Raw genomic sequence first — 19,678 nt, forward strand, 5'->3', positions numbered from 1 at the left:
AAAGGAAGTAAAAGGAATAACAGACTAAGATAGACAAAGGAACAAAATGGACTATAACTACGTAATAATTATCGGGCGCGTAGACTTTTCCCTTTTCCCTCCCTCGTCAATTATTCTACTTATAAATGATAAAAATTCAACATTTCGTTTTATGTTTACTTATATATTTGTATTCAGATAAAAGTAAATATCAACACTAAAAATAATTTAATTCATGAAGAAACATTTATTTTTTCTTTTGTTATCGGTCTTATTTATTTGCTTCAATGCAAGTTCGCAGGATGCAGCTTCTGTTGTTTGGCCGCTGAGTAGCAGCACAGAACAAACCGCAGCCTATAGCGGACAACTTGAAAATGGTGGAATTAAACTTCAAGGGCTTGCAGCTTACAATTACGGAGGGCCGGAGTCAACCTTGGTTTTAATGCTGGCAGAAGGAGGGAGTACGAACTGGCATACGGCAGAAGATGCCAATGTGTATATCGAGTTTTCGGTTACTCCAAAAGAAGGAAGTATTTTGACAGCTAAAGAAATTTCGGCTTTCGTTTGTGGAAAAGGTGGGAGTAATATGAGGGCTAATTTTTACTACTCTACCGACCCTACTTTTGCTAAGCGGACTCAGATAGATTACCGCAAGAATACGGATTTGACCCGTGATAGTGGAGATGGTTACGAAGAAATGAAGGTAGAAAATATAGATGCTATCCTCAAGGCGGGAGAAAAAATCTATTTCCGTATATATCCTTATTATAAATCGGTTACTACAGGAAAATACCTGTGCCTGAAAGATGTGTCTATATCGGGAACAACCGAGGCTACTGAAGTTCCGGCAAATGTAAAATGGGCTTTTGTCGAAAACACAAGCCCTGTAATAAGCGGCGCTTTGCTTGCCGGAGATATGTCGTTTGGGGCAGATGCTAAAGTTTACGGATATCGCGATGGCGATGCAACTATCGGTGGTGTGGCAGTGAAAAATGGTACAATTTGTACCACAGCAACAAGTAGTGCTTGGGAAGCCGGTACAGATATACAGGAAAACATATATGCACAATTTGCAGTTTCGCCCAAAGCCGGGGCAACTTTAACCGTGAAAAATATCTCGTTGATGATATCAGCTTTTTCTACCAACAATCTGAAAGCGGCTGTATATATATCGAAAGATGAGACTTTTGCAAACAAAACCGAAATAAAAACAGCTACAGCTTTGGTTGCTACCGAGCTGCAAAGCTGGAATATGACACTTGATACCCCATTGGAAATAGCCACAGGCGAAACCTGTTATCTGCGTGTCTATCCGTTTAATACTCAGGCCGAAACGTGGAAACTTGTTGCGCTGCGTGATGTTACTATTTCGGGTACATTGTTTGGAGCAACGGCCGACCCTGCCGAAGTTAGTACAGTTACATCGGTAAGCTACGTTTCTACCACTACAGCTATTTCGGGTGGAAATGTATCGAACGATGGTGGAGCTGCTGTTACCGAGCGGGGTGTGGTATGGAGCACTGTGTCTAACCCTACTGTAGCAGATAATAAAACAATTGACGGGGAAGGCGCAGGTAGTTTTGAATCGACATTGACCGGGTTAACGGCAGGTACAACTTATTATGTCCGTGCTTATGCGACGAATAAAGCAGGAGTTGCCTATGGCAACGAGGTGTCGTTTACCACCTTGTCCGAGTTAGTAGTACCAACTGTCGAAACATCAAGTAGCAGCAATATTCGTAATGTGTCATTTGAAATTTCGGGTAAAGTGGCTCAATGGGGTGGTACTGAAGTAACTGAGCGTGGCGTTGTGTGGGGAACAAGTGAAAACCCGACTATAACAACGAATAAAAAATCTTCAGGAAGTGGTTTGGGTACTTATAAAGTATTTGTAGACAACTTGCAGCCCGAAACAAAATACTATGTACGTGCTTATGCTGTAAACAGCACAGGTACAGCCTATGGAAACACGTTGGAAGTAACCACCAAAGCAACCGACCCGGATGTGGAAAAAATAATCAATCAGGATGGTACGGGAGATTATACTACAGTACAAGCGGCTTTTGATGCTGTGCCCGCCAACTATACCGGACGATGGATTATCCGCATTAAGTCGGGCACCTATAACGAACGCCCAACATTGAATGCCGGAAAAGTAAATGTATATCTGGTAGGAGAGAATGCAGAGACAACTATAATAACTCACAACACTTATGCCGGACAGGAAAAACCGGGCGGAGGAACTTGGGGAACAAGCAACTCGCAAACAATGGCTATTATGGCTGACGATTTTACGGCAATTAATATTACTATACAGAATACTTTTGTAAACTCGAAAGTGAATGCAGCTATAAATAAAGATACACAAGCTGTAGCCCTTAAAACACAAGGCGACCGTCAGGCATTTTATAATTGCCGCATTACTGGTTATCAGGATACTTATCTTGGCAACAGTATAGGACGCGCTTATTTAAAAAACTGCTATATCGAAGGTAATGTTGACTTTATTTTTGGCCGCCAGACAGTTGTTTTCGACCAGTGTACCACGTATGTAAACCGCAACCAGAGCGTACTGACTGCCCCTGCAACCGAGAAAACTTCAAAATTCGGCATGGTGTTTTTCGATTGTAAGCTGACTGCGCCCGCTACTGATTATGTAGATTTCGACGGAGTTACTTTCAAAGAATTTTTCTACGGACGCCCTTGGCAGAATCAGCCAAAATCAGCATTTATCCGTTGCGAAGCTCCGGCTACCCTGAACGAAAAAGGATGGACTACGATGAATGGTGGATTGAATCCTGTTTTTGTGGAGTACCAGTCCACAGGTGATGGGGCTACAACCGAACGTTTAAGCAAACGTGCTAACGAAGGCCGTGTGATTACCGATGCTGCTGAAGGTGCTGTATATACTATTCAGAATGTTTTGAGCAAAGATACCGACCCAAGTTTTGCTGCCGACTGGATGCCAAAATCTACACCCGATGATGACTTATTACCGATTACTTCTATTGATGAAGTAAATAGTACGTCTGCTTTATCTCAGATGGTTTGTTTTCCCAATCCGTTTACCGAAACAATATCTGTCAGCTATAACCTGACAGATACTTCGGATGTGAAAATTGCGATTTATAGCCTTAATGGTGTTTTAGTAGATGAATTGGAGCAAATAAACCAACAGGCCGGAAACTACAGTTTATCGTTGAACACATCTTCATTTACATCAGGGCTTTATTTGTTGAGTTTGAATTTATCCGATGGAAAACAAATAACCCAAAAGATACAGAAGATTGATTAGTTTTGTCCCTTAGGATTACAAATCAGTCGTGGTCGGAAGATTTTTTCGCCACGAAGTGGCAAGTTATTTTAGCCCAACGGCAAAGCGAAGCGTCGCCTTGGGTTGGTTTGCAATAGCAAACTTAGNCGCTGAATAGTTAATTTATTTAAACCCAAGGCGACGCTTCGCTTTGCCATTGGGCTGAATTAAAACGGGCTTACAGCCCTTAAAATCATGATTATTTTAATGCCTAAAATCTTCCGACCACGACTGATTACAAATCCGTTGAAATAGAGATAATTGATGATTATATGAATCAAAAAAGCCGGTGAAATTATTTATTCACCGGCTTTTTTGTATAATGTATAAGGCTTGTAGCTACTATTATTTCAATCCTCTTTTTATTAATAAGGCATCAGAACTTGGCTGTTTACCTCTGAAGTCCATGTATAATTTCATTGGGTCTTCGCTTCCGCCTTTTTCAAGTATGTTTTTGCGGAACGAAGCAGCTACTTCTTGGTTGTAAATATCGCCTGTTTCTTTAAAAGCCTGATATGCATCGGCATCCAGCACAGCCGACCATGTGTAGCTATAGTATCCGGCAGCATATCCTCCTGCAAAAATATGGTTGAAATAGGTACTGCGGTAGCGTACCACTATTTCCGGAATTAGCCCGATTTTATCAAGCGATGATTTCTCGAATGTTTCCACATCGAAAGGTTCGGTCGAGCTGATAGTGTGGTAGTCCATATCAAGTAGCGATGCCGATAATAATTCGGTCATTACAAATCCTTGGTTGAAAGTACCTGCGTTCTGAATTTTTTCAATCAGTTCGTCGGGGATAATTTCGCCTGTTTCGTAATGGCGGGCATACGTTTTCATTACCTGAGGCTCGAAACACCAGTTTTCCATAATTTGGGATGGAAGCTCCACAAAATCGCGTGGTACGCTCGTTCCGCTTAAGCTCGGATAGGTACATTGCGAAAGCAGCCCGTGAAGCGCATGTCCAAACTCGTGGAAAAGAGTTTCAACTTCGTCCATGCTAAGCAGGGAGGGTTTATCAGCAGTAGGTTTAGTGAAGTTACCTACATTGGTAATAATAGGACGTTGGTTAACACCATCTTTCTTGTATTGTTTCAGAAAACTGCTCATCCATGCACCTGCGCGTTTGCCCGCACGTGGATAATAGTCGGTATATAAAATTCCTATAAGAGAACCATTAGCATCGCTAACCTCAAATACTTCTACATCAGGATGATAAATAGGCATGTCTTCCAGTTTTTTGAAGCGAAGCCCGAATAGTTTTCCGGCAAGGTCGAAAGCGCCTTGTCGAACGTTTTCCATCTTGAAGTATGGGCGGAGCTCTTCTTCATCCAAGTCGTATTTTTGTTGGCGGAGCTTCTCAGCATAATACCACCAGTCCCATGCTTGCAGTTTTTCGCCTTTTTTCTCTTTATCCATCATTTTTTGCAGGTCGCGTGCTTCCAATTTTGCTTTTTTCAAAGCAGGCTGCCATACTTCATCCAGAAAATCGTAAACCGTTTCGCTGTTTTTTGCCATTGTGTTTTCAAGTATGAAATCAGCCGGAGTTTTATACCCAAGCAGGTTGGCACGTTCTACGCGAAGCTTGATTATTTTATTTACATTCTCCTTGTTGTCATTCTCATTATTATTGTTAGCCAGATTATTGTATGCTGTCAATAACTCTTTGCGCAGTTGGCGGTTTTCAGAATACTGTAATACAGGGATAAAGCTCGATTTTTGGGTAGTAAACAGCCATTCTCCCTTGTGTCCGGCGGCGGTTGCAGCTTCGGCAGCAGCCTGACGTACACTTTCGGGTAAACCGGCAAGTTCTTTTTCGCTTTTTACATATTTTTTATAGCTATTAGTCTCAGCCAATATATTTTGACCGAAAGTTAATGATGCCAGACTAAGCTCCTTGTTTATCTCGCGTAGCTTATCTTTATCGGCTTCGCTCAGTGCTGCTCCCTGACGGATGAAATTTTTGTAATATTTTTCAAGCAGTTGGTTCTGTTCACCGGTCAGGTTTAAGTTTTCGCGATTATTGTACAGTGTTTCCACCCTTTTGAAGAGATTCTCGTTCATGTACATGTTATCATAATGCTCGGTAACAAGCGGGGTAATTTCGCGGGCAATAGCCTGCATCTCGTCACAGGTTTCGGCCGAGTTCAGGTTATTGAATACCGCCGCTACTTTGTTTAGTAGTTCTCCGCTGTAATCTAATGCTTCTATTGTGTTCTTGAAAGTAGGTTTTGCCTTCTTATTGGCAATAGCGTCTATTTCTTCCTGATGTTGTTTTATTCCATCCTGATAAGCAGGCAGGAAGTGCTCAAGCTTAATTTGCTCGAACGGCGGAGCACCGTATTTGTTTGTATATTTTTCATAAAACGGATTGCCGTTGTCAGCAGTATTACTACTGCATCCGGCCAAGATAATTCCTGTCATAATAATTAATAGTCCTTTTTTCATTTTTATATGTTTTTTGGGATTTTTCATTCACGCAAAGATAAGTATTTTTATCTTTCCATGTAGTGTTTCATTACTGTATGCTTTTATACAAAAATATTGCCAAAATGCCACAAATAGTATTTAAAAGTTAGTTGTTTAAAAAAACATTAATTTATTTTCATTTCTTAAATATGTTTGGAACAGAAATTGTAATCTGATATCTTCGTTATAAATTTGCATGTATGAAGAAATTAAGTCGGATTTTACCATTGTTTTTAGTCTTTTCATTTCAGCTTCATGCTCAGTCGGCACATGAAAATAAACATGAAAAAGGCTCTTTATCTTCTTCCGAAGGGGTTAGTCTGCGTGTTCAGATTAATGGTAACGATACTATTTTCCTTGCAAGCATCCGCGAAGTGGTGGTTTATCCTCCAATGGTTTTCAAGAATAAGAAAGAAGAAAAGTTTTATTGGAAAACGGTACGTGATGTAAAACGGACGCTTCCATATGCCAAGTTGGTATCGTCGGAGCTTATTGCTACAAACCAATACCTGATGACTTTGCCTGATGATAATGCACGGAAAGATTATCTGGAGGAATACGAAAAGGAGCTTTTCAAAAAATATGAAGCCGATTTACGAAACATGACTTTCAGTCAGGGAAAAATGTTGATAAAATTGATTGACCGCGAGTGCGACCAAAGCTCTTTTAACCTGATAAAGATTTACAGAGGAGGTTTCTCTGCATTTTTCTGGCAGGGAATAGCCAAGATATTTGGAGCCGACCTGAAAGCCGGATATGACACCAGCAGGGACGAAGACCGTATTATCGAAAGGGTAATTGCACTTGTAGAGTCTGGGCAATTGTGATACTGTGTTAGGCTTATATAATAACAGAGGCGTTAAAACTACAATTTAACGCCTCTGTTATTTTAGTTGTTCAAAATATGTTTTTACATCTTGTTGAGTTCTTCCAACGCCTTTTGTATGGTTTCATCATCTTTGTAGAAGATAGGATAAAAACCATCATCTCCCATAATATTCCGGGTTATATATGCTTTAAGCTGACGGTCGATTATACGCTTCGATTTATTAATCTCTTTCCATTGTGCTTTTACTCCCTTTGTTTCGGCAAATGCCACAAATTCGTTCAGTATATTTTGTTTGTCCAGATAACTCTCCATATCTTGCCAGTCGGATTTATACAGGTTAAGTTTTTCGCGATTGCGGTCGGCATATTGCAGGGCAAACTGGTAAGTATAGCCATAGTTTATGATACGATTGAGGTAGGGGCTGTATTCTGTAGTATCACGTGCAACAAATATGTCGGGCATAATTCCGCCACCGCCGTATACAACTTTACCTTTGGGGGTGTGGTAAATTAATGAATCTGCCAGGTGGATGCTATCCATAGTATAAAATTCGCCATGCATGTAGCGGTTTACTATATCTTGTTCGTATTCTTCGCTTTTCCCCCGTTCATAAGGTTTTTGTATGCTTCGTCCGGTTGGGGTATAGTATCTTGCTATGGTTAACCGTACGGCAGAACCATCGGAGAATGGTATTTGTTGTTGTACCAGCCCTTTACCGAAAGAGCGGCGGCCGATAATCAAGCCTCTGTCGTTGTCTTGGATTGCTCCTGCAAAAATTTCACTGGCAGAAGCCGAAAACTCATCTATCAGTACTACTAACGGATAATTTATAAAACTGCCGCTTCCGTTTGCACGGTAATCGTCGCGTGGGTATGCTTTTCCTTCGGAATATACAATCATTTCGCCCCGAGGCAGAAATTCATTTACCATTGTGATAGGCTGATCCATCAGTCCACCACTATTGCCACGCAGGTCGATAATTAGTTTTTTTGCTCCTTGGTTTCTTAGTTTGGCCAGCCCGTTTAAGAATTCGTTGTATGTGGTTGCCGAGAATTTATTAACACGGATGAATCCTACTTCGGGCGCTATCATGTACGATATGTCGATGGAGGTAATAGGTATATCGCCCCGGGTGATGGTATAATAGAGTGTTTCGGGCGTGCCGTAACGTTTAATCCCCAGTTTAACTTTTGTATTTTTAGGGCCTCGTAGTTTTTTCATTACTTTTTGGTCGCTGATAATGTCACCTACAAATACCGAATCATCCACTTCAATAATCCGGTCGCCAGCCAATAATCCTGCTTTCTCGGATGGGCCTCCGCTGATGACGCCTACAACCATAATCGTATCGCTCTGTATATTAAACTGAACGCCAATTCCGCCAAAGCTGCCTTCCAGCTCGCTGTTGACAACTTCCAGTTCCGAAGCCGGAATATATACCGAGTGGGGGTCGAGGTCGGCCATGATGGAGATAACAGCATCTTCCGTGAGTTTATTGATATTCACAGTATCGACATACTGCACATCAATTAACGAAAGCAATTCGTCTACCTTACTGCCTTTCCCCAGCTTTTTTACTATGTTTGAAAATGAGGTGATATTGTTGTGCATATTTGCACGGCGTGCCATGATATTACCGAGCAATACACCACATACTATACATAGGAATATGACTAATGCAATATATGAGTTTTTTTTCATCCTTTTCTGATTTGTTGTTTTCAATTATCGAACAAAGTTAGCAAAAAAATAATACTCTTTTATTTGAAACATGCTTTAGTGTTTCTGTTTTTTAGTTTTTTATGTAATATATGAAAAATAAAAAACTGATGGATTCGTTTTCCATCAGTTTTCTGAATTAAAATGGTATTTTCAAAAGGTGCAGAAAAATGAAACTATATTTTTATACAATTTTAGTATCTGCCTTACACATTATCCTAAATTGTTATTTGATAAACTTAGCAACCTGTTTGTCAGTCTTGATAATGTATATACCTGATTTCAGATTAGCTATATCTACCGTATTGTTTTCAATTATGCCCGATTGTACTTCGGCTCCGCAGGTACTGTAAATAGTGTAATTTCCGTTACCTTCCGGTATTTGCAATGTTGATGGGTTAGGTAGATATATCGTCAACGGATTGTTTTTCGGAGTGGAGATACCTGTTGCTATTTTGTCGCCCACAAAATCAACAAGAGTGATTCGTGTATCTTCAGTAGGGGTTGTAACGGGATCGCCTTGTATGTCTAGTCGCAATTCCAAATTTCCGTTTAAAATACTTGCTGAAGTAAAGAAAATATATGTTGGTTCTGCAGGAAGCCCTTCGATAAGAGCTACTTTTGGTCCGTCTGAATAACCTGCTTTCGATAAATCTACCATACCATTGGCATCATTGCTTCTTGTGATTCCACCAACTTTGAGGTCACCTAAAGGTAGGCCTTTAAAGTTGAAATTTTTTATACTCAATGAATATGTATCTCCATCTTGCTCCTTACTTAATGTGATATCAGTATTCGGGAGAACTTCATTATCCAGTACGACGGTAAGATTTCCTCTATATGTTCCGGATATATCTTCGGCTTTGATATCGAATGAAAGAAAACATAATGCACTTAAGCAGATAAGTAAAATTTTTTTCATAATAAAATTGTTTTTTAGTTGATAATTCAAGTTGTTTTGTTATTTGAATATGTGGAGTTTATTGTATCAAAAAGCATACCCGAAATTCAGCCGTATGAATATAGGATACATATCAAATGTGATGGTTTCAAATCCTTTTTTGAAGATAGATTTTACTCCCCACGTAAGGTCTATTCCTGCCATCAAGTGTGGGAAGGCACGAAAATCGGTTCCTAACTGAAGCCCACAATCCCAATGTGATAAGTCGGCCGAAAAATCGTATATTGCTCTATTAAGTTCAATTTTTTCTCCGATGGGGGAACCTACACGCAAATAACCGTCGTAAACTTGTCCTGTGAAGTTGCGGGTAAGTGCGTACGAGCCATATGGACCTAATTTTATCTCCCAACGTTTACTTGGTTTCCACACAAACAGGATTGGTATAGTCAGGTATGAATTACTTACTTGGGTTTCAACCATACCTGTCCATACGCCGGATATTTCACTGTTACCTTCGGTTATTTTCATGCTGTAGTTTTTTACCGAAGCATTCGTTTTCATTCCCTTTGTTTCCAACCGGAGTCCGAAACTCAAGCCAAATGGCTCATTGAATGTTTTTACTATTTCAGCTTCTACTGAAGTGTTTATGAGTGGGTTAAAGCCTTTTACTTCTCTTATTTCTAAGGGAATGGGTAGGGGAGCAGTACCTCCGATGGCTATTCCTGCTTTTACCCTGTATTCTACACCGACTAAAAAGGAGCGTATAATTCCGTGTGTTTGATCGTCAATATCTTCCCAGCTTTTGGTTGGGTTTTCGTCCGACGATTGGGCTGTAATGGGCAGAATAAAGAATACACACGCTAAAAGTAATATGTGGAATAGTTTTATTTTCATGTTGTTCAATCATTTTTATTTGACAAACGTTACCTCATCTATACAAAGCGTACTTCCTACTGCTCCTTCGAACAGGTTACCTTTAGCACTCGAGGAAAAAACTATAGTAATATAGTATAGTCCTTGTTTTTGCTTTTGTACGTCGAATTCGCCTTTTTGTTCAAACGGGATACTTATGTACTTATAATCATCATTCTCTATGTCGTTTACCCTTATTTGTTTTACATGTTCTTCGTTCATAACGGCCAACGATATTATGTTACTGGCTGTTCTAATGTTTGTACCATTCAGTTTTATTGGATTTCCGTTTTCGTCTTTTTCCGGCTCGTACAATACTGCATAAATTTCGGGATAATCGACGATGTTTAGTATATTTCCTTTTTTATCTTTGTATTCGGTTCCGGCCTGATATTTACACCAAAGCGTTATTTCCTTTGGATTGTCCATTATAGTAGGAACCCCGAATTGTGTAGCTTCCAGTGGTTTACTGGTTGCATCGTTAATATTAAAATAACCTAAAAATAAGTTTCCGGCAGCAATTGGCATTCTGAATTTGGATCCGAGATAACCTGTTGACCGAGTTACTAACTTAGCTCCTGTGCCTGTTTTTCCATTAAGGGTAGTTGTAGTAGGATAGGCATCGGCAGGCTGTGTTCCGGCTGTCATAGCAAAGCCGATATTGCCCGAGTCCCAAACATATTGTTTTACCCCTGTCTGGGTATCTACCTCATAAAATATGTAAAATGGTTTGCTAGGTGGAAGTGCAGGTTCGAAATAGGTGAAATCAAATTCATATTGTTCAAAAATAGGGACGTAGAAAATTATATCATATGTTTTTTGCCATTCTCCGTCTTCCGATGTTACTGTATATTGTTGTGGCTGGTTAAAATCTTTTTGAATCCCTTCGTCCGAAATGGTGGCTCCGGGAGTTAGTTCAAATTTGAGAGTTAGAGATTTAAGTTGTTCTACAAATTCCAAGCTGTCGGCTTGGTTTGTAGTCATGTTGGGAATACGTACCTTATCATTGGTAATGATAGGCTTGCCTGCTTTCATCCCTGTGGGTAATACTACTTCTATAATATCGGCCTCAGCGTTCAGTAGTTCGCCTCGTTCGCACGAGAATAGGGAGATACCGACCAGAAAAGCAGCGATTGTACGAATGTAAAACTTTATCATAATAATCGTGTTTGATTATATTGTTGAAATTTACTAAGAGGTTGTTTAAATTTTTCACAAAGAAACTGTTATAGTTTTAATATGTCTTTTTCGCAATAAATTATGTCCTTTTTTGTAAAATTTAAACAACCTCTTACTATCCATTTAAAAACAGCCAACAAAACTATAAAAAATTTATGATATAGTTTTGTTGGTTTTAAGAGAATATAAAGTCTGTCTTTGTTTTTTTACATGCCTCCTTCGATAGTCCACACGAAAGCACGGATACCTAACAGCGGCCGTTTTTGGTTAAGTTCTTCCAAGGCTTCTAACAGCGGTTGAACCTTTTCATCTTCCACTATGGTCATAATAGCGGAGTTTTGTTGTGCCCATGCGTGAGAATTCATGTGCGGATCGCCGGTTTTGCTTCCTGTGCCTAATACACTATTCCATAATGTAAATCCGCGTATGTTCCGATGGCTTAATATAGCCAATACACGTTCCTCCAACGATTGTTCGAATGCTATAAATACTGATTTCATATTTATTATGTTTTTAGTAAAGGGGGGTGATGAGTAAACAAAAATTTATTTTAAAAAGAAGAGAAAAATTTCTTTTGTATAGAGTTCTTGTTTACTCGTCAACCCGCTTACTTGTTTTACTATGTGTTATATACTCATTCCGCTTTCTTCGTATGCACGAATAGCTTCAGCATCTTTTTCTCCGTACAGCTTCCTGAATTTTTTGCGGTTACGTTTCACTCCGTTTCCGGCAAATATAGCATAGAATACAGGTACTACAACTAATGTTAATACGGTAGATACTGTCAGACCTCCAATAACTGCAACCCCCATTGGTTGCCACAATTCTGAACCTTCGCCTATTCCTATCGCCATTGGGAGCATACCGAGTATGGTTGTTAATGTAGTCATCAATACAGGACGAAGACGTGACCTACCTCCATCAACTACCGATTTGATAATGCCAATGTTGCGTCCTCGGTACAGGTTGATATAGTCTACAAGCACAATACCATTCTTCACCACTATACCCACCAGCATGATTACTCCAATCAATGACATGGTACTCAAGGTAGTTCCTGATATCCATAGCAGGAGCACAACTCCTGATAGGGCAAACGGAATGGAGAACATAATCACAAACGGATAGGTGAGCGATTCGAACTCGGCTGCCATTACAATAAATACCAGTATGATGATAATCAATAATAATGCACCCAAGTCGCCGAAAGTTTCCTGCATATCTTCGTAAGAACCACCAATGTCGAACGAGATTTCACTCGGAATATCCATATCCGCAATTTGGCGGTTTGTTTCGGCAACTACCTTATCAAGCGTTGAGCCCGAAAGGGTTCCTTGTACTGTAATTACACGCTGGCGGTTTTTACGTTCGATAGTCGGTGGAGAGAATCGTTCTACAACAGTTCCCAATTCTCGCAGGCGGATTGCTTTACCTTGATTGTTGTATATAAGTATGTTTTCGATGTCTTCAATCGACTGGCGGTATTCCGGTGCATATACAACACGGATTTTATACTCCTCTCCGTCTTCGCGATAAAGCGAAGCTGTAGCACCGTTGATACGGTTACGCAGGAATGTTGATGCTGTTGCTATGTTTAAACCGTTCAGTGCCAGTTTGTCCCGGTCGAAATCTACCTGATATTCAGGTTGGTATTTCTCGCGGCTGATTACCACGTTAGTATAGCCAGGAATTTCTCTCATTCTTTCGGCCAGTTCTTCGGCTACTGCACCGGTAGCGTCAAAGTCGTATCCGTAGATTTCTACATCAACAGTTTGTTCGCCACCCATCATACCACCACCTGTGGTTACGTTTGCTTTTTGGAATTCAGGCATATTATCAAGCTCTTGGCGGATAATATCTGCAATTTCAAAAACAGTACGATTACGGTCGGCAGGGTCAACCAAACGGATACTGTATGTTGCGATGTTGCTACCGTTTGTTTGTATCGAAGCCCATGTATTGTCCGAACCTGCTTGCCCTACAGTGTAGTTGATGTGCATCAGTTCGGGTATGTCTTCAGTCCACTTGTCGTTCAGTTTTTTAGCTATCTCTTTAGTAATTTCGGTACGGGTTCCTACCGGCATTTCCAAAGTAATAGAGATACGTGAACTGTCCGAAGCCGGCATACTTTCCATACCGATTTGCGCCATAGGAAGCATACTTAATATAAAGAATACTAAAGCCCCGATAAGTGTAGCTCCACGGTGGCGTACACACCAATTCAGGATTCGGGCGTACCAGTTGTCCAATCCATCCAAAAAGCGTTGTATTGGTCCATATATCGTTTTCACAAATTTACTTTGCTTACGGTCTAATCGAAGCATTTGCGAGCAAAGCATAGGAGTGAATGTCAATGCCGAGGTAGTTGACACGAATAATATGATACAAACCATCCAGCCCAGTTCCTTGAACATTACACCTGCCATACCACCTACTAATGTTAATGGGAAGAATACGGCGATAAGGGTGAGGGTAGAGGCTACTACCGAAATAGCTACTTCCTGAGTGGCATATACAGAGGCACTTTTGGGCTCGCTACCACGTTCGATGTGGGTTGTAACGTTTTCGAGTACCACAATAGCATCGTCCACCACCATACCGATTGCAACGGATAGGGCACTTAACGAGATAATGTTCAGCGAACTTCCTGTAGCATACAGGTAAATGAATGCCGCTACCAACGATAGTGGAATAGTCAGGATAATAATAACTGTAGCACGCCAGCGTCCGAGGAAAAACAGTACGACAATAATAACGAACAGGAACGCAAATAATACTGTTTCGACCAAACTATTGATCGTATTTTTGATATTATCGGAACCGTCAATAATTACATCGAGTTTTATATCCGAAGGTAGATTTTCCTGTATAGCAGGTAGCGCTTTCTGTATTTTGTTGACAATTTCTACTGTGTTCGATCCTGATTGTTTTTGTATAACGATTACCGCACCTTGTACTCCGTCGGTATAACTTTCTTGAGCACGTTCTTCTTGCGAGTCGCGTATTACGGCTACATCCGACAGGTAAATGTTTTTACCCAGATAGCTTCCTACAACCACGTTGTTCAGTTCAGAAGGGGTGGTAAATTCTCCGTTTACACGCATTGAGTAGGTGTCGCTACCTATGTCGATGGCTCCAAGAGGGGTATTGATGTTTTCGACTGCAATGCTTTGCGAAATTGATTCGATTGTCAGGTTGTATGCCTCCAAACGGTTAGGGTCGATATATACCTGTACTTCGCGTTGAGGTGCACCCGCAATGGATACTGTACCTACTCCGTCGATACGTGCCAACTGGTTGGCTACATTATCATCCAGAATCTTGTACAATCCGGGCATACTCTCTTTTGCAGTTGCCGAAATCTGCATAATCGGAATCATATCGGCGCTAAACTTCATGATTGTCGGGGTAGTAGCTCCATCAGGCATATAACTTTTTACCATCTCGAGCTTATCCCGGACATCGTTCGTTATGACGTCGATATCCAGACCATATTCAAATTCCAACGATATAATCGAAGTGTTTTCTTTCGATTGCGAAGTGATGTTTTTCAGATTGGAAACAGTATTCAATACGTTTTCCAACGGACGGGTCACGTTTGTTTCAATGTCGGATGCACTTGCTCCCGGATAGCTTGTTACTACCATGAGGAAGTTCATCTCGATATCGGGAAACAAGTCAATAGGTAATTGTCTTACAGAAAAAACACCCAAAATAAATACAGCCACAAATATCAATGTGGTCATAATGGGCCTTTTCACCGACTTTTCGTATATACTCATTTTTTATTTATTTACAATTTTGTTATTTACCATATACAACTGCATAAAACAATTGTAGTTCTATTGTCTGAAATTGTTGATTTACAGGGTTATATCGTTGAAAAAATGATATACTATCCCGTAAAAGTAGCTGAATAGTAAATTATTTAATAATTTCTACTTCGGCACCATTTGCCAAGCGTGTTTGACCTGCAACAACTACTTGTGAGCCCGATTCTACTCCTGATATTAATTCGTATTCGTTTCCGAAACGGCGTCCTAATTCTACACGGTCGTAACTTACTTTGCCGTTTTTGTAAACGTAAACAAAGCGTTCGCCTGATCCCGGTTGCTTCACTATAGCTTGGTCGGGTACTACTACACGGTTTTCAACTCCGAAGTTGATTGTTACACGTCCGAACATACCCGGACGTACGCGTAAGTCCTTGTTAGGCAAAGTAATTTCGGTAGTAAAAGTACGTGTCATTTCGTCTATTGTAGGGTAAATCAGGTTTACAGTTCCCTCAAAAACTTCATCACCGAAAACGTCAAACTTAACATCTACAGTCATACCTTTTTTTACTTTCGCGTAGTACGATTCTGATACGTTGATTATTAATTTCAACGGGCTTATTTGCATTACTGTAAATACAGGTACCTGTCCGTTGTACATATCGCCTTCGTCGTAGTTGCGTGCGGTTACAATTCCGTCGATAGGACTAATCAGGGATGTGTTCTCTTCAAGATTTTTCATATTGATTTCCGCAATATCCAGTTGGAGTTTTGCGTTGTCCAATTCCTGTTGCGAAGCACCACCTACCTCGTACAATTCAGCTACACGGTTATAAGTGGTTCGCATGTTGTTTATCTGTGTACGCGTATTTGCCAGGTTGGCATCGTCCATTTGAGCCAGTTTTTGTCCTTTTTTTACATTGTCGCCAACTTCTACCATTAGTTTGCGGATACGTCCGGGCGATTGTGATGTAATATTGTTTTTTATTTCGGGCTGTACGGTAGCTGTAAAATCTGCTGTTTGTGGAACGTCTCTTTTGGTTACTTCCTGAAGGCGGACTTTTGGTTTTCCTTCGTCATCAGCAATAGAGTGAGTTTGTTCTTCTTGTTTCGTACCACATGAAGAAAAACCGATGGCAACTGCCAGAAACAACATACTGATAAATTGTATCTTTTTCATCTTTTTGTAAATTATAATTGTGTTTGTTTACTTTTTTAATTGTTGTTGTAGCTATCGCCTAAGATTTTTTCCAAATCGGCCTTATTCGATAGATATTCATAAATTGACTGGTTGTAAGATAATCCTGCATTGATGTAAGCTAATTCCGAGTTCGATACATCGAGGTATGTCGCCATTCCCACTTCGTACATTTTTTGCGAAATCTGCATTGCTTTTTCAGCTTGATTCATAGCTTGTTTGTCCGATTCTATCTTTTTCAAGGATTTTTTAATATTCTCCATATAATTAATCACCTGAAGTTGCAAGCCACGCTCTAAATTCAACCGGTTTAATTCCATCTGGTCAAGCTGAACTTTTATTTGTTTGTTTTTCTGGTGTTTTGCACCTCCTTGAAACAAAGGAATGGAAAGACCTACGCTCAAATTAGAGACACCAAACCATATGTGATCTTCTGTGAAGGTTTGTTCATCATTTACCATCGACATTATATTATAATCAAAATTCAGCCCCAAAGTAGGTAAAGCACTGCTCTTGTTTATCTTTAACGATTGTTCCAGTTGTTTTGTCTGTAAGTCGAATTGTTTCAAATCAGTGTTGTTTTGTAGGGTAGTAGTGTCTATTGCCATTACATCACCATACATGGTTGATTCAAAATCAGATAATTTACCAACAACTTTTATTTCGGTGTACATATTGATACCCATTAGCATTTTTAGCTGAAGAGTTGCAAGGGTTACTCCACTTTCGGCCGAAACTACATTTGTAAGAGCGCTACGTGCCTGTACATCAGCACGTATCCATTCGAATTCGGAAACGGTTCCCTGTTCAAATTTGTTTTTTACGATTTGTGCGTTTTCAACACTATTATCATAGCTTCGTTTGATTACATTGTAAGAGTCTTGTGCCATTAATATACCATAATATGCTTTTGATACTTGGTTTACCAGGTCTATTTTTGAGGCACGGGATGTTTCGATGGATAGTTCCAACTGTTGTTCACTCAAATTGACTGCTGACCATAACTGGGGTGCAATCAAAGGAAGTGAAGCAGATAATCCTCCAGTGAAGGTATTGTCTTGTCCAACTTCGATTCCATCAGGATTTGAAGGCATTCCGGGGATATCAAACATCATTCTTTGCTTTTTTAAAGCGCGTTGATATGCTCCCGAAAGTGATACTGTAGGCCAAAATCCGCTTGTGGTTTCTCTTTTGGCATAGCGAACCCGCTCAATTTCTTTATCGGCCACTTTAATGGTTGGGCTTTCACTTAAAGCAATGTCTAATGCTTCGGAAAGCGATACAACTAAAGTATCCGGCACCTGAGCCTCTTCTTGTGTTTGTGCCTGTACTGCAAATACAGATAAGCCGCTTAACAAAACGACAAGAAATACTTGTTTGATTTTAAACTGTTTCACAATCTTTTTCTAATTAATTAGTTTAGTAATATGATTTATTAAGTTTTTCTATAGTTCAAAGAACAATTCCAGAGTATTATTTAGCACTATGACAACTCAGCTTTAAATTTCCGGTATTATATAATTGAATTTTTTTCTATTTTTATTTTAATGTCTGCAAAAGTAGCTTCTACTAAATATTTACACATTACAAAATCGACGAATATCTTGTTTTTGTCGACGAATAAAATGAATAAATCTGTTTACTCATTTTTGTAGTAATGTTCCTCGAAATACTTTATTCCTTTTTCATTTGCAATAAGACGAATGATTAAGTCGATATAAAAATCGAGGATACGTCTTTTTGAATAATTTTGCGCCTGTTCTTTCATCGCAGCGAAAGTTGTACTCAACTGCAAAGCATGAAACATGGATATTAATTCGATGTCGATATTATCGCGATAAAATCCTTCTTTTATTCCTTGCCGCATGTTCAGCATGAACCAATCGCTTACTTCTTTTTTTCGTATATTATCATGTTTTTCGTATATATGACTATAATACTTTTTCAGGTCGTAATACATAACGGGCGATTTACATTCGACAGCCTTTTTCATCTCTTTCATTATAAGGATGAGCGATTCTATGGCATTGTTGCTATACAGCAAACCACGAAGTTTAGCAAAAACCTGTTTTTCCGTATAGTCCTGTACTGCATCTACCAAATCTTCTTTCTGTGCAAAATAGTTGTAAAAAGTCTTCTTCGATATTCGTAGTTCTTCGCAAACATTGTCGATGGTAACACTTCTTATTCCATATTGATGGAATAGCTTTTTTGCTGTTTCTACTATTTTTTCATATTGATTTTCCATTAAGAGAATTATTAGAGATTCGCAAAGGTATTCAAATTTATGCTATAGAACATGTTTTTGTTAATATCTTTTTGTTTTAAAAATGTTAATTATTTGTATTCTTCTGTTAGTTAATGATTTAAAAATGATATTTTGGAAACTTTTAAAGTTTTTTAGTTTCTACGTTTCCCTTTTTTTGATAAGATTAAGCCGGAGAGGAGTCGGGAAATAAAAGTGTGTGCTATGCATCGCCTAATGCCTAACAAAAAATGTATATGGTTGTTGTTAATTGTTTTATTTGTGCAACCTTCTGAAAAACAAATGATACATGTTCTTTTTTGCATAAAATAATCAATATACGGTTTTTTATTATTAATATTGCAGTTTAGAAATAGCTGAAAAAATTAGACTATCCTAATTATACTATATATAAATTATTGTATTTATTCTTTTTATTGTTCAATATGAAAAAGGTAGGCTTTTTCGGAAGATATACCTCATATCCTAACTGTTAGAATATTATCTGTTTTAGTTACATTTTTTAATGAGAGATGTTGACGAAATACTCAATTTATTGTCGGTTGGTGACAGAGCTGCATTCAATCGCTTTTATGACTTGTATTATGATCAGGTCTTTCATTTTGCCCTTTATTTTCTTCGAGAAAAAGAAGCCTGCAAAGAGATTGTTTCAGACGTATTTCTTTCAATATGGCAATCCAGAGCCAAACTGCCTGAGATAAAGAATATCGAAACATGGCTTTATGTCCTTACCAAAAACCGTAGTATCCGCTATTTATCGAATCTTAAGAAAGAAAATCATATTTCGTTAGACGAGGATGTACTCAAACTGTCTGTACACTATCATCGCAAAGAGGAGAATGTAACCCCTGATGATATATTGCAGGATAAAGAGATTGAATTGATATTGTCAGACACTATCAATACTCTTCCCGAAAAGTGTAGAATCATATTTATGATGTCGAGAAATGATGGTCTGAAAAACAAGGAAATAGCAGAGATACTATCGCTACAGGAAAGTACGGTAAGGGTGCAGTTGAAAATAGCGATAGAAAAGATAGTTGCAGCTATAACGCCCCATTTCCCTAATTTATTCTCTTGATTTTGCGGTAAAAAATAAGTGGTTGTGTTTTTCAATATGCTTATTTGCATAAAAAA

General features: G+C 39.2%; 13 protein-coding genes. 3 read left to right on the plus strand and 10 right to left on the minus strand.

The features are described 5' to 3' along the window. Nucleotides 1-214 precede the first annotated feature (214 nt). Complete coding sequence (locus D0T49_RS06185) at nucleotides 215-3,274, plus strand: pectinesterase family protein (protein WP_163629724.1); 3,060 nt, start codon at nucleotides 215-217, stop codon at nucleotides 3,272-3,274. Nucleotides 3,275-3,637: 363 nt separating this feature from the next. Here D0T49_RS06185 and D0T49_RS06190 read toward each other — a convergent pair whose 3' ends face one another. Beyond that, nucleotides 3,638-5,743 (minus strand): M3 family metallopeptidase, encoded by a 2,106-nt coding sequence (locus D0T49_RS06190; protein WP_203583433.1) that lies wholly within the window; start codon nucleotides 5,741-5,743, stop codon nucleotides 3,638-3,640. 221 nt (nucleotides 5,744-5,964) lie between these two features. On the opposite strand from D0T49_RS06190, the gene D0T49_RS06195 reads away from it, so the two are divergent. Then, nucleotides 5,965-6,591: a DUF4294 domain-containing protein gene (locus D0T49_RS06195; RefSeq protein WP_163629725.1), complete on the plus strand. Its 627-nt coding sequence runs from the start codon at nucleotides 5,965-5,967 to the stop codon at nucleotides 6,589-6,591. 83 nt (nucleotides 6,592-6,674) lie between these two features. Here D0T49_RS06195 and D0T49_RS06200 read toward each other — a convergent pair whose 3' ends face one another. The 9 genes from D0T49_RS06200 to D0T49_RS06240 all read right to left on the minus strand — a co-directional run bounded on the left by D0T49_RS06200 (nucleotide 6,675) and on the right by D0T49_RS06240 (nucleotide 18,523). Further along, complete coding sequence (locus D0T49_RS06200; protein WP_163629726.1) at nucleotides 6,675-8,294, minus strand: S41 family peptidase; 1,620 nt, start codon at nucleotides 8,292-8,294, stop codon at nucleotides 6,675-6,677. Nucleotides 8,295-8,538: 244 nt separating this feature from the next. Further along, nucleotides 8,539-9,234 (minus strand): calycin-like domain-containing protein, encoded by a 696-nt coding sequence (locus D0T49_RS06205; RefSeq protein WP_163629727.1) that lies wholly within the window; start codon nucleotides 9,232-9,234, stop codon nucleotides 8,539-8,541. A gap of 66 nt (nucleotides 9,235-9,300) precedes the next feature. Further along, nucleotides 9,301-10,107: a porin family protein gene (locus tag D0T49_RS06210; RefSeq protein WP_163629728.1), complete on the minus strand. Its 807-nt coding sequence runs from the start codon at nucleotides 10,105-10,107 to the stop codon at nucleotides 9,301-9,303. Nucleotides 10,108-10,122: 15 nt separating this feature from the next. After that, on the minus strand, nucleotides 10,123-11,283 hold the full coding sequence (locus D0T49_RS06215; protein ID WP_163629729.1) for a PCMD domain-containing protein: 1,161 nt from the start codon (nucleotides 11,281-11,283) through the stop codon (nucleotides 10,123-10,125). Between the two features lie 227 nt (nucleotides 11,284-11,510). Beyond that, the gene (locus tag D0T49_RS06220; protein ID WP_163629730.1) at nucleotides 11,511-11,804 is read right to left on the minus strand and encodes a PG0541 family transporter-associated protein; all 294 of its coding nucleotides are present in this window, start codon (nucleotides 11,802-11,804) and stop codon (nucleotides 11,511-11,513) included. 126 nt (nucleotides 11,805-11,930) lie between these two features. Continuing rightward, the gene (locus tag D0T49_RS06225) at nucleotides 11,931-15,086 is read right to left on the minus strand and encodes an efflux RND transporter permease subunit (RefSeq protein WP_163629731.1); all 3,156 of its coding nucleotides are present in this window, start codon (nucleotides 15,084-15,086) and stop codon (nucleotides 11,931-11,933) included. A 142-nt stretch (nucleotides 15,087-15,228) separates the two neighbouring features. Continuing rightward, nucleotides 15,229-16,257, minus strand: a complete 1,029-nt coding sequence (locus D0T49_RS06230) for an efflux RND transporter periplasmic adaptor subunit (protein ID WP_163629732.1) — start codon at nucleotides 16,255-16,257, stop codon at nucleotides 15,229-15,231. Nucleotides 16,258-16,292: 35 nt separating this feature from the next. Further along, nucleotides 16,293-17,672, minus strand: a complete 1,380-nt coding sequence (locus D0T49_RS06235; RefSeq protein WP_163629733.1) for a TolC family protein — start codon at nucleotides 17,670-17,672, stop codon at nucleotides 16,293-16,295. A 242-nt stretch (nucleotides 17,673-17,914) separates the two neighbouring features. Further along, on the minus strand, nucleotides 17,915-18,523 hold the full coding sequence (locus D0T49_RS06240) for a TetR/AcrR family transcriptional regulator (RefSeq protein WP_163629734.1): 609 nt from the start codon (nucleotides 18,521-18,523) through the stop codon (nucleotides 17,915-17,917). A 523-nt stretch (nucleotides 18,524-19,046) separates the two neighbouring features. On the opposite strand from D0T49_RS06240, the gene D0T49_RS06245 reads away from it, so the two are divergent. Further along, complete coding sequence (locus tag D0T49_RS06245; RefSeq protein WP_163629735.1) at nucleotides 19,047-19,622, plus strand: RNA polymerase sigma-70 factor; 576 nt, start codon at nucleotides 19,047-19,049, stop codon at nucleotides 19,620-19,622. The last annotated feature ends 56 nt before the right edge of the window (nucleotides 19,623-19,678 follow it).

The sequence above is a fragment of the Paludibacter sp. 221 genome (genome assembly GCF_010501035.1).
Lineage (GTDB): Bacteria > Bacteroidota > Bacteroidia > Bacteroidales > Paludibacteraceae > QVMH01.

Coding starts and splice junctions, on each gene's coding strand:
- D0T49_RS06185 (WP_163629724.1), top strand. CDS start 215: ATGAAGAAACATTTATTTTTTCTTTTGTTATCGGTCTTATTTATTTGC.
- D0T49_RS06215 (WP_163629729.1), bottom strand. CDS start 11,283: ATGATAAAGTTTTACATTCGTACAATCGCTGCTTTTCTGGTCGGTATC.
- D0T49_RS06230 (WP_163629732.1), bottom strand. CDS start 16,257: ATGAAAAAGATACAATTTATCAGTATGTTGTTTCTGGCAGTTGCCATC.
- D0T49_RS06195 (WP_163629725.1), top strand. CDS start 5,965: ATGAAGAAATTAAGTCGGATTTTACCATTGTTTTTAGTCTTTTCATTT.
- D0T49_RS06205 (WP_163629727.1), bottom strand. CDS start 9,234: ATGAAAAAAATTTTACTTATCTGCTTAAGTGCATTATGTTTTCTTTCA.
- D0T49_RS06240 (WP_163629734.1), bottom strand. CDS start 18,523: ATGGAAAATCAATATGAAAAAATAGTAGAAACAGCAAAAAAGCTATTC.
- D0T49_RS06225 (WP_163629731.1), bottom strand. CDS start 15,086: ATGAGTATATACGAAAAGTCGGTGAAAAGGCCCATTATGACCACATTG.
- D0T49_RS06200 (WP_163629726.1), bottom strand. CDS start 8,294: ATGAAAAAAAACTCATATATTGCATTAGTCATATTCCTATGTATAGTA.
- D0T49_RS06210 (WP_163629728.1), bottom strand. CDS start 10,107: ATGAAAATAAAACTATTCCACATATTACTTTTAGCGTGTGTATTCTTT.
- D0T49_RS06190 (WP_203583433.1), bottom strand. CDS start 5,743: ATGAAAAAAGGACTATTAATTATTATGACAGGAATTATCTTGGCCGGA.
- D0T49_RS06245 (WP_163629735.1), top strand. CDS start 19,047: ATGAGAGATGTTGACGAAATACTCAATTTATTGTCGGTTGGTGACAGA.
- D0T49_RS06220 (WP_163629730.1), bottom strand. CDS start 11,804: ATGAAATCAGTATTTATAGCATTCGAACAATCGTTGGAGGAACGTGTA.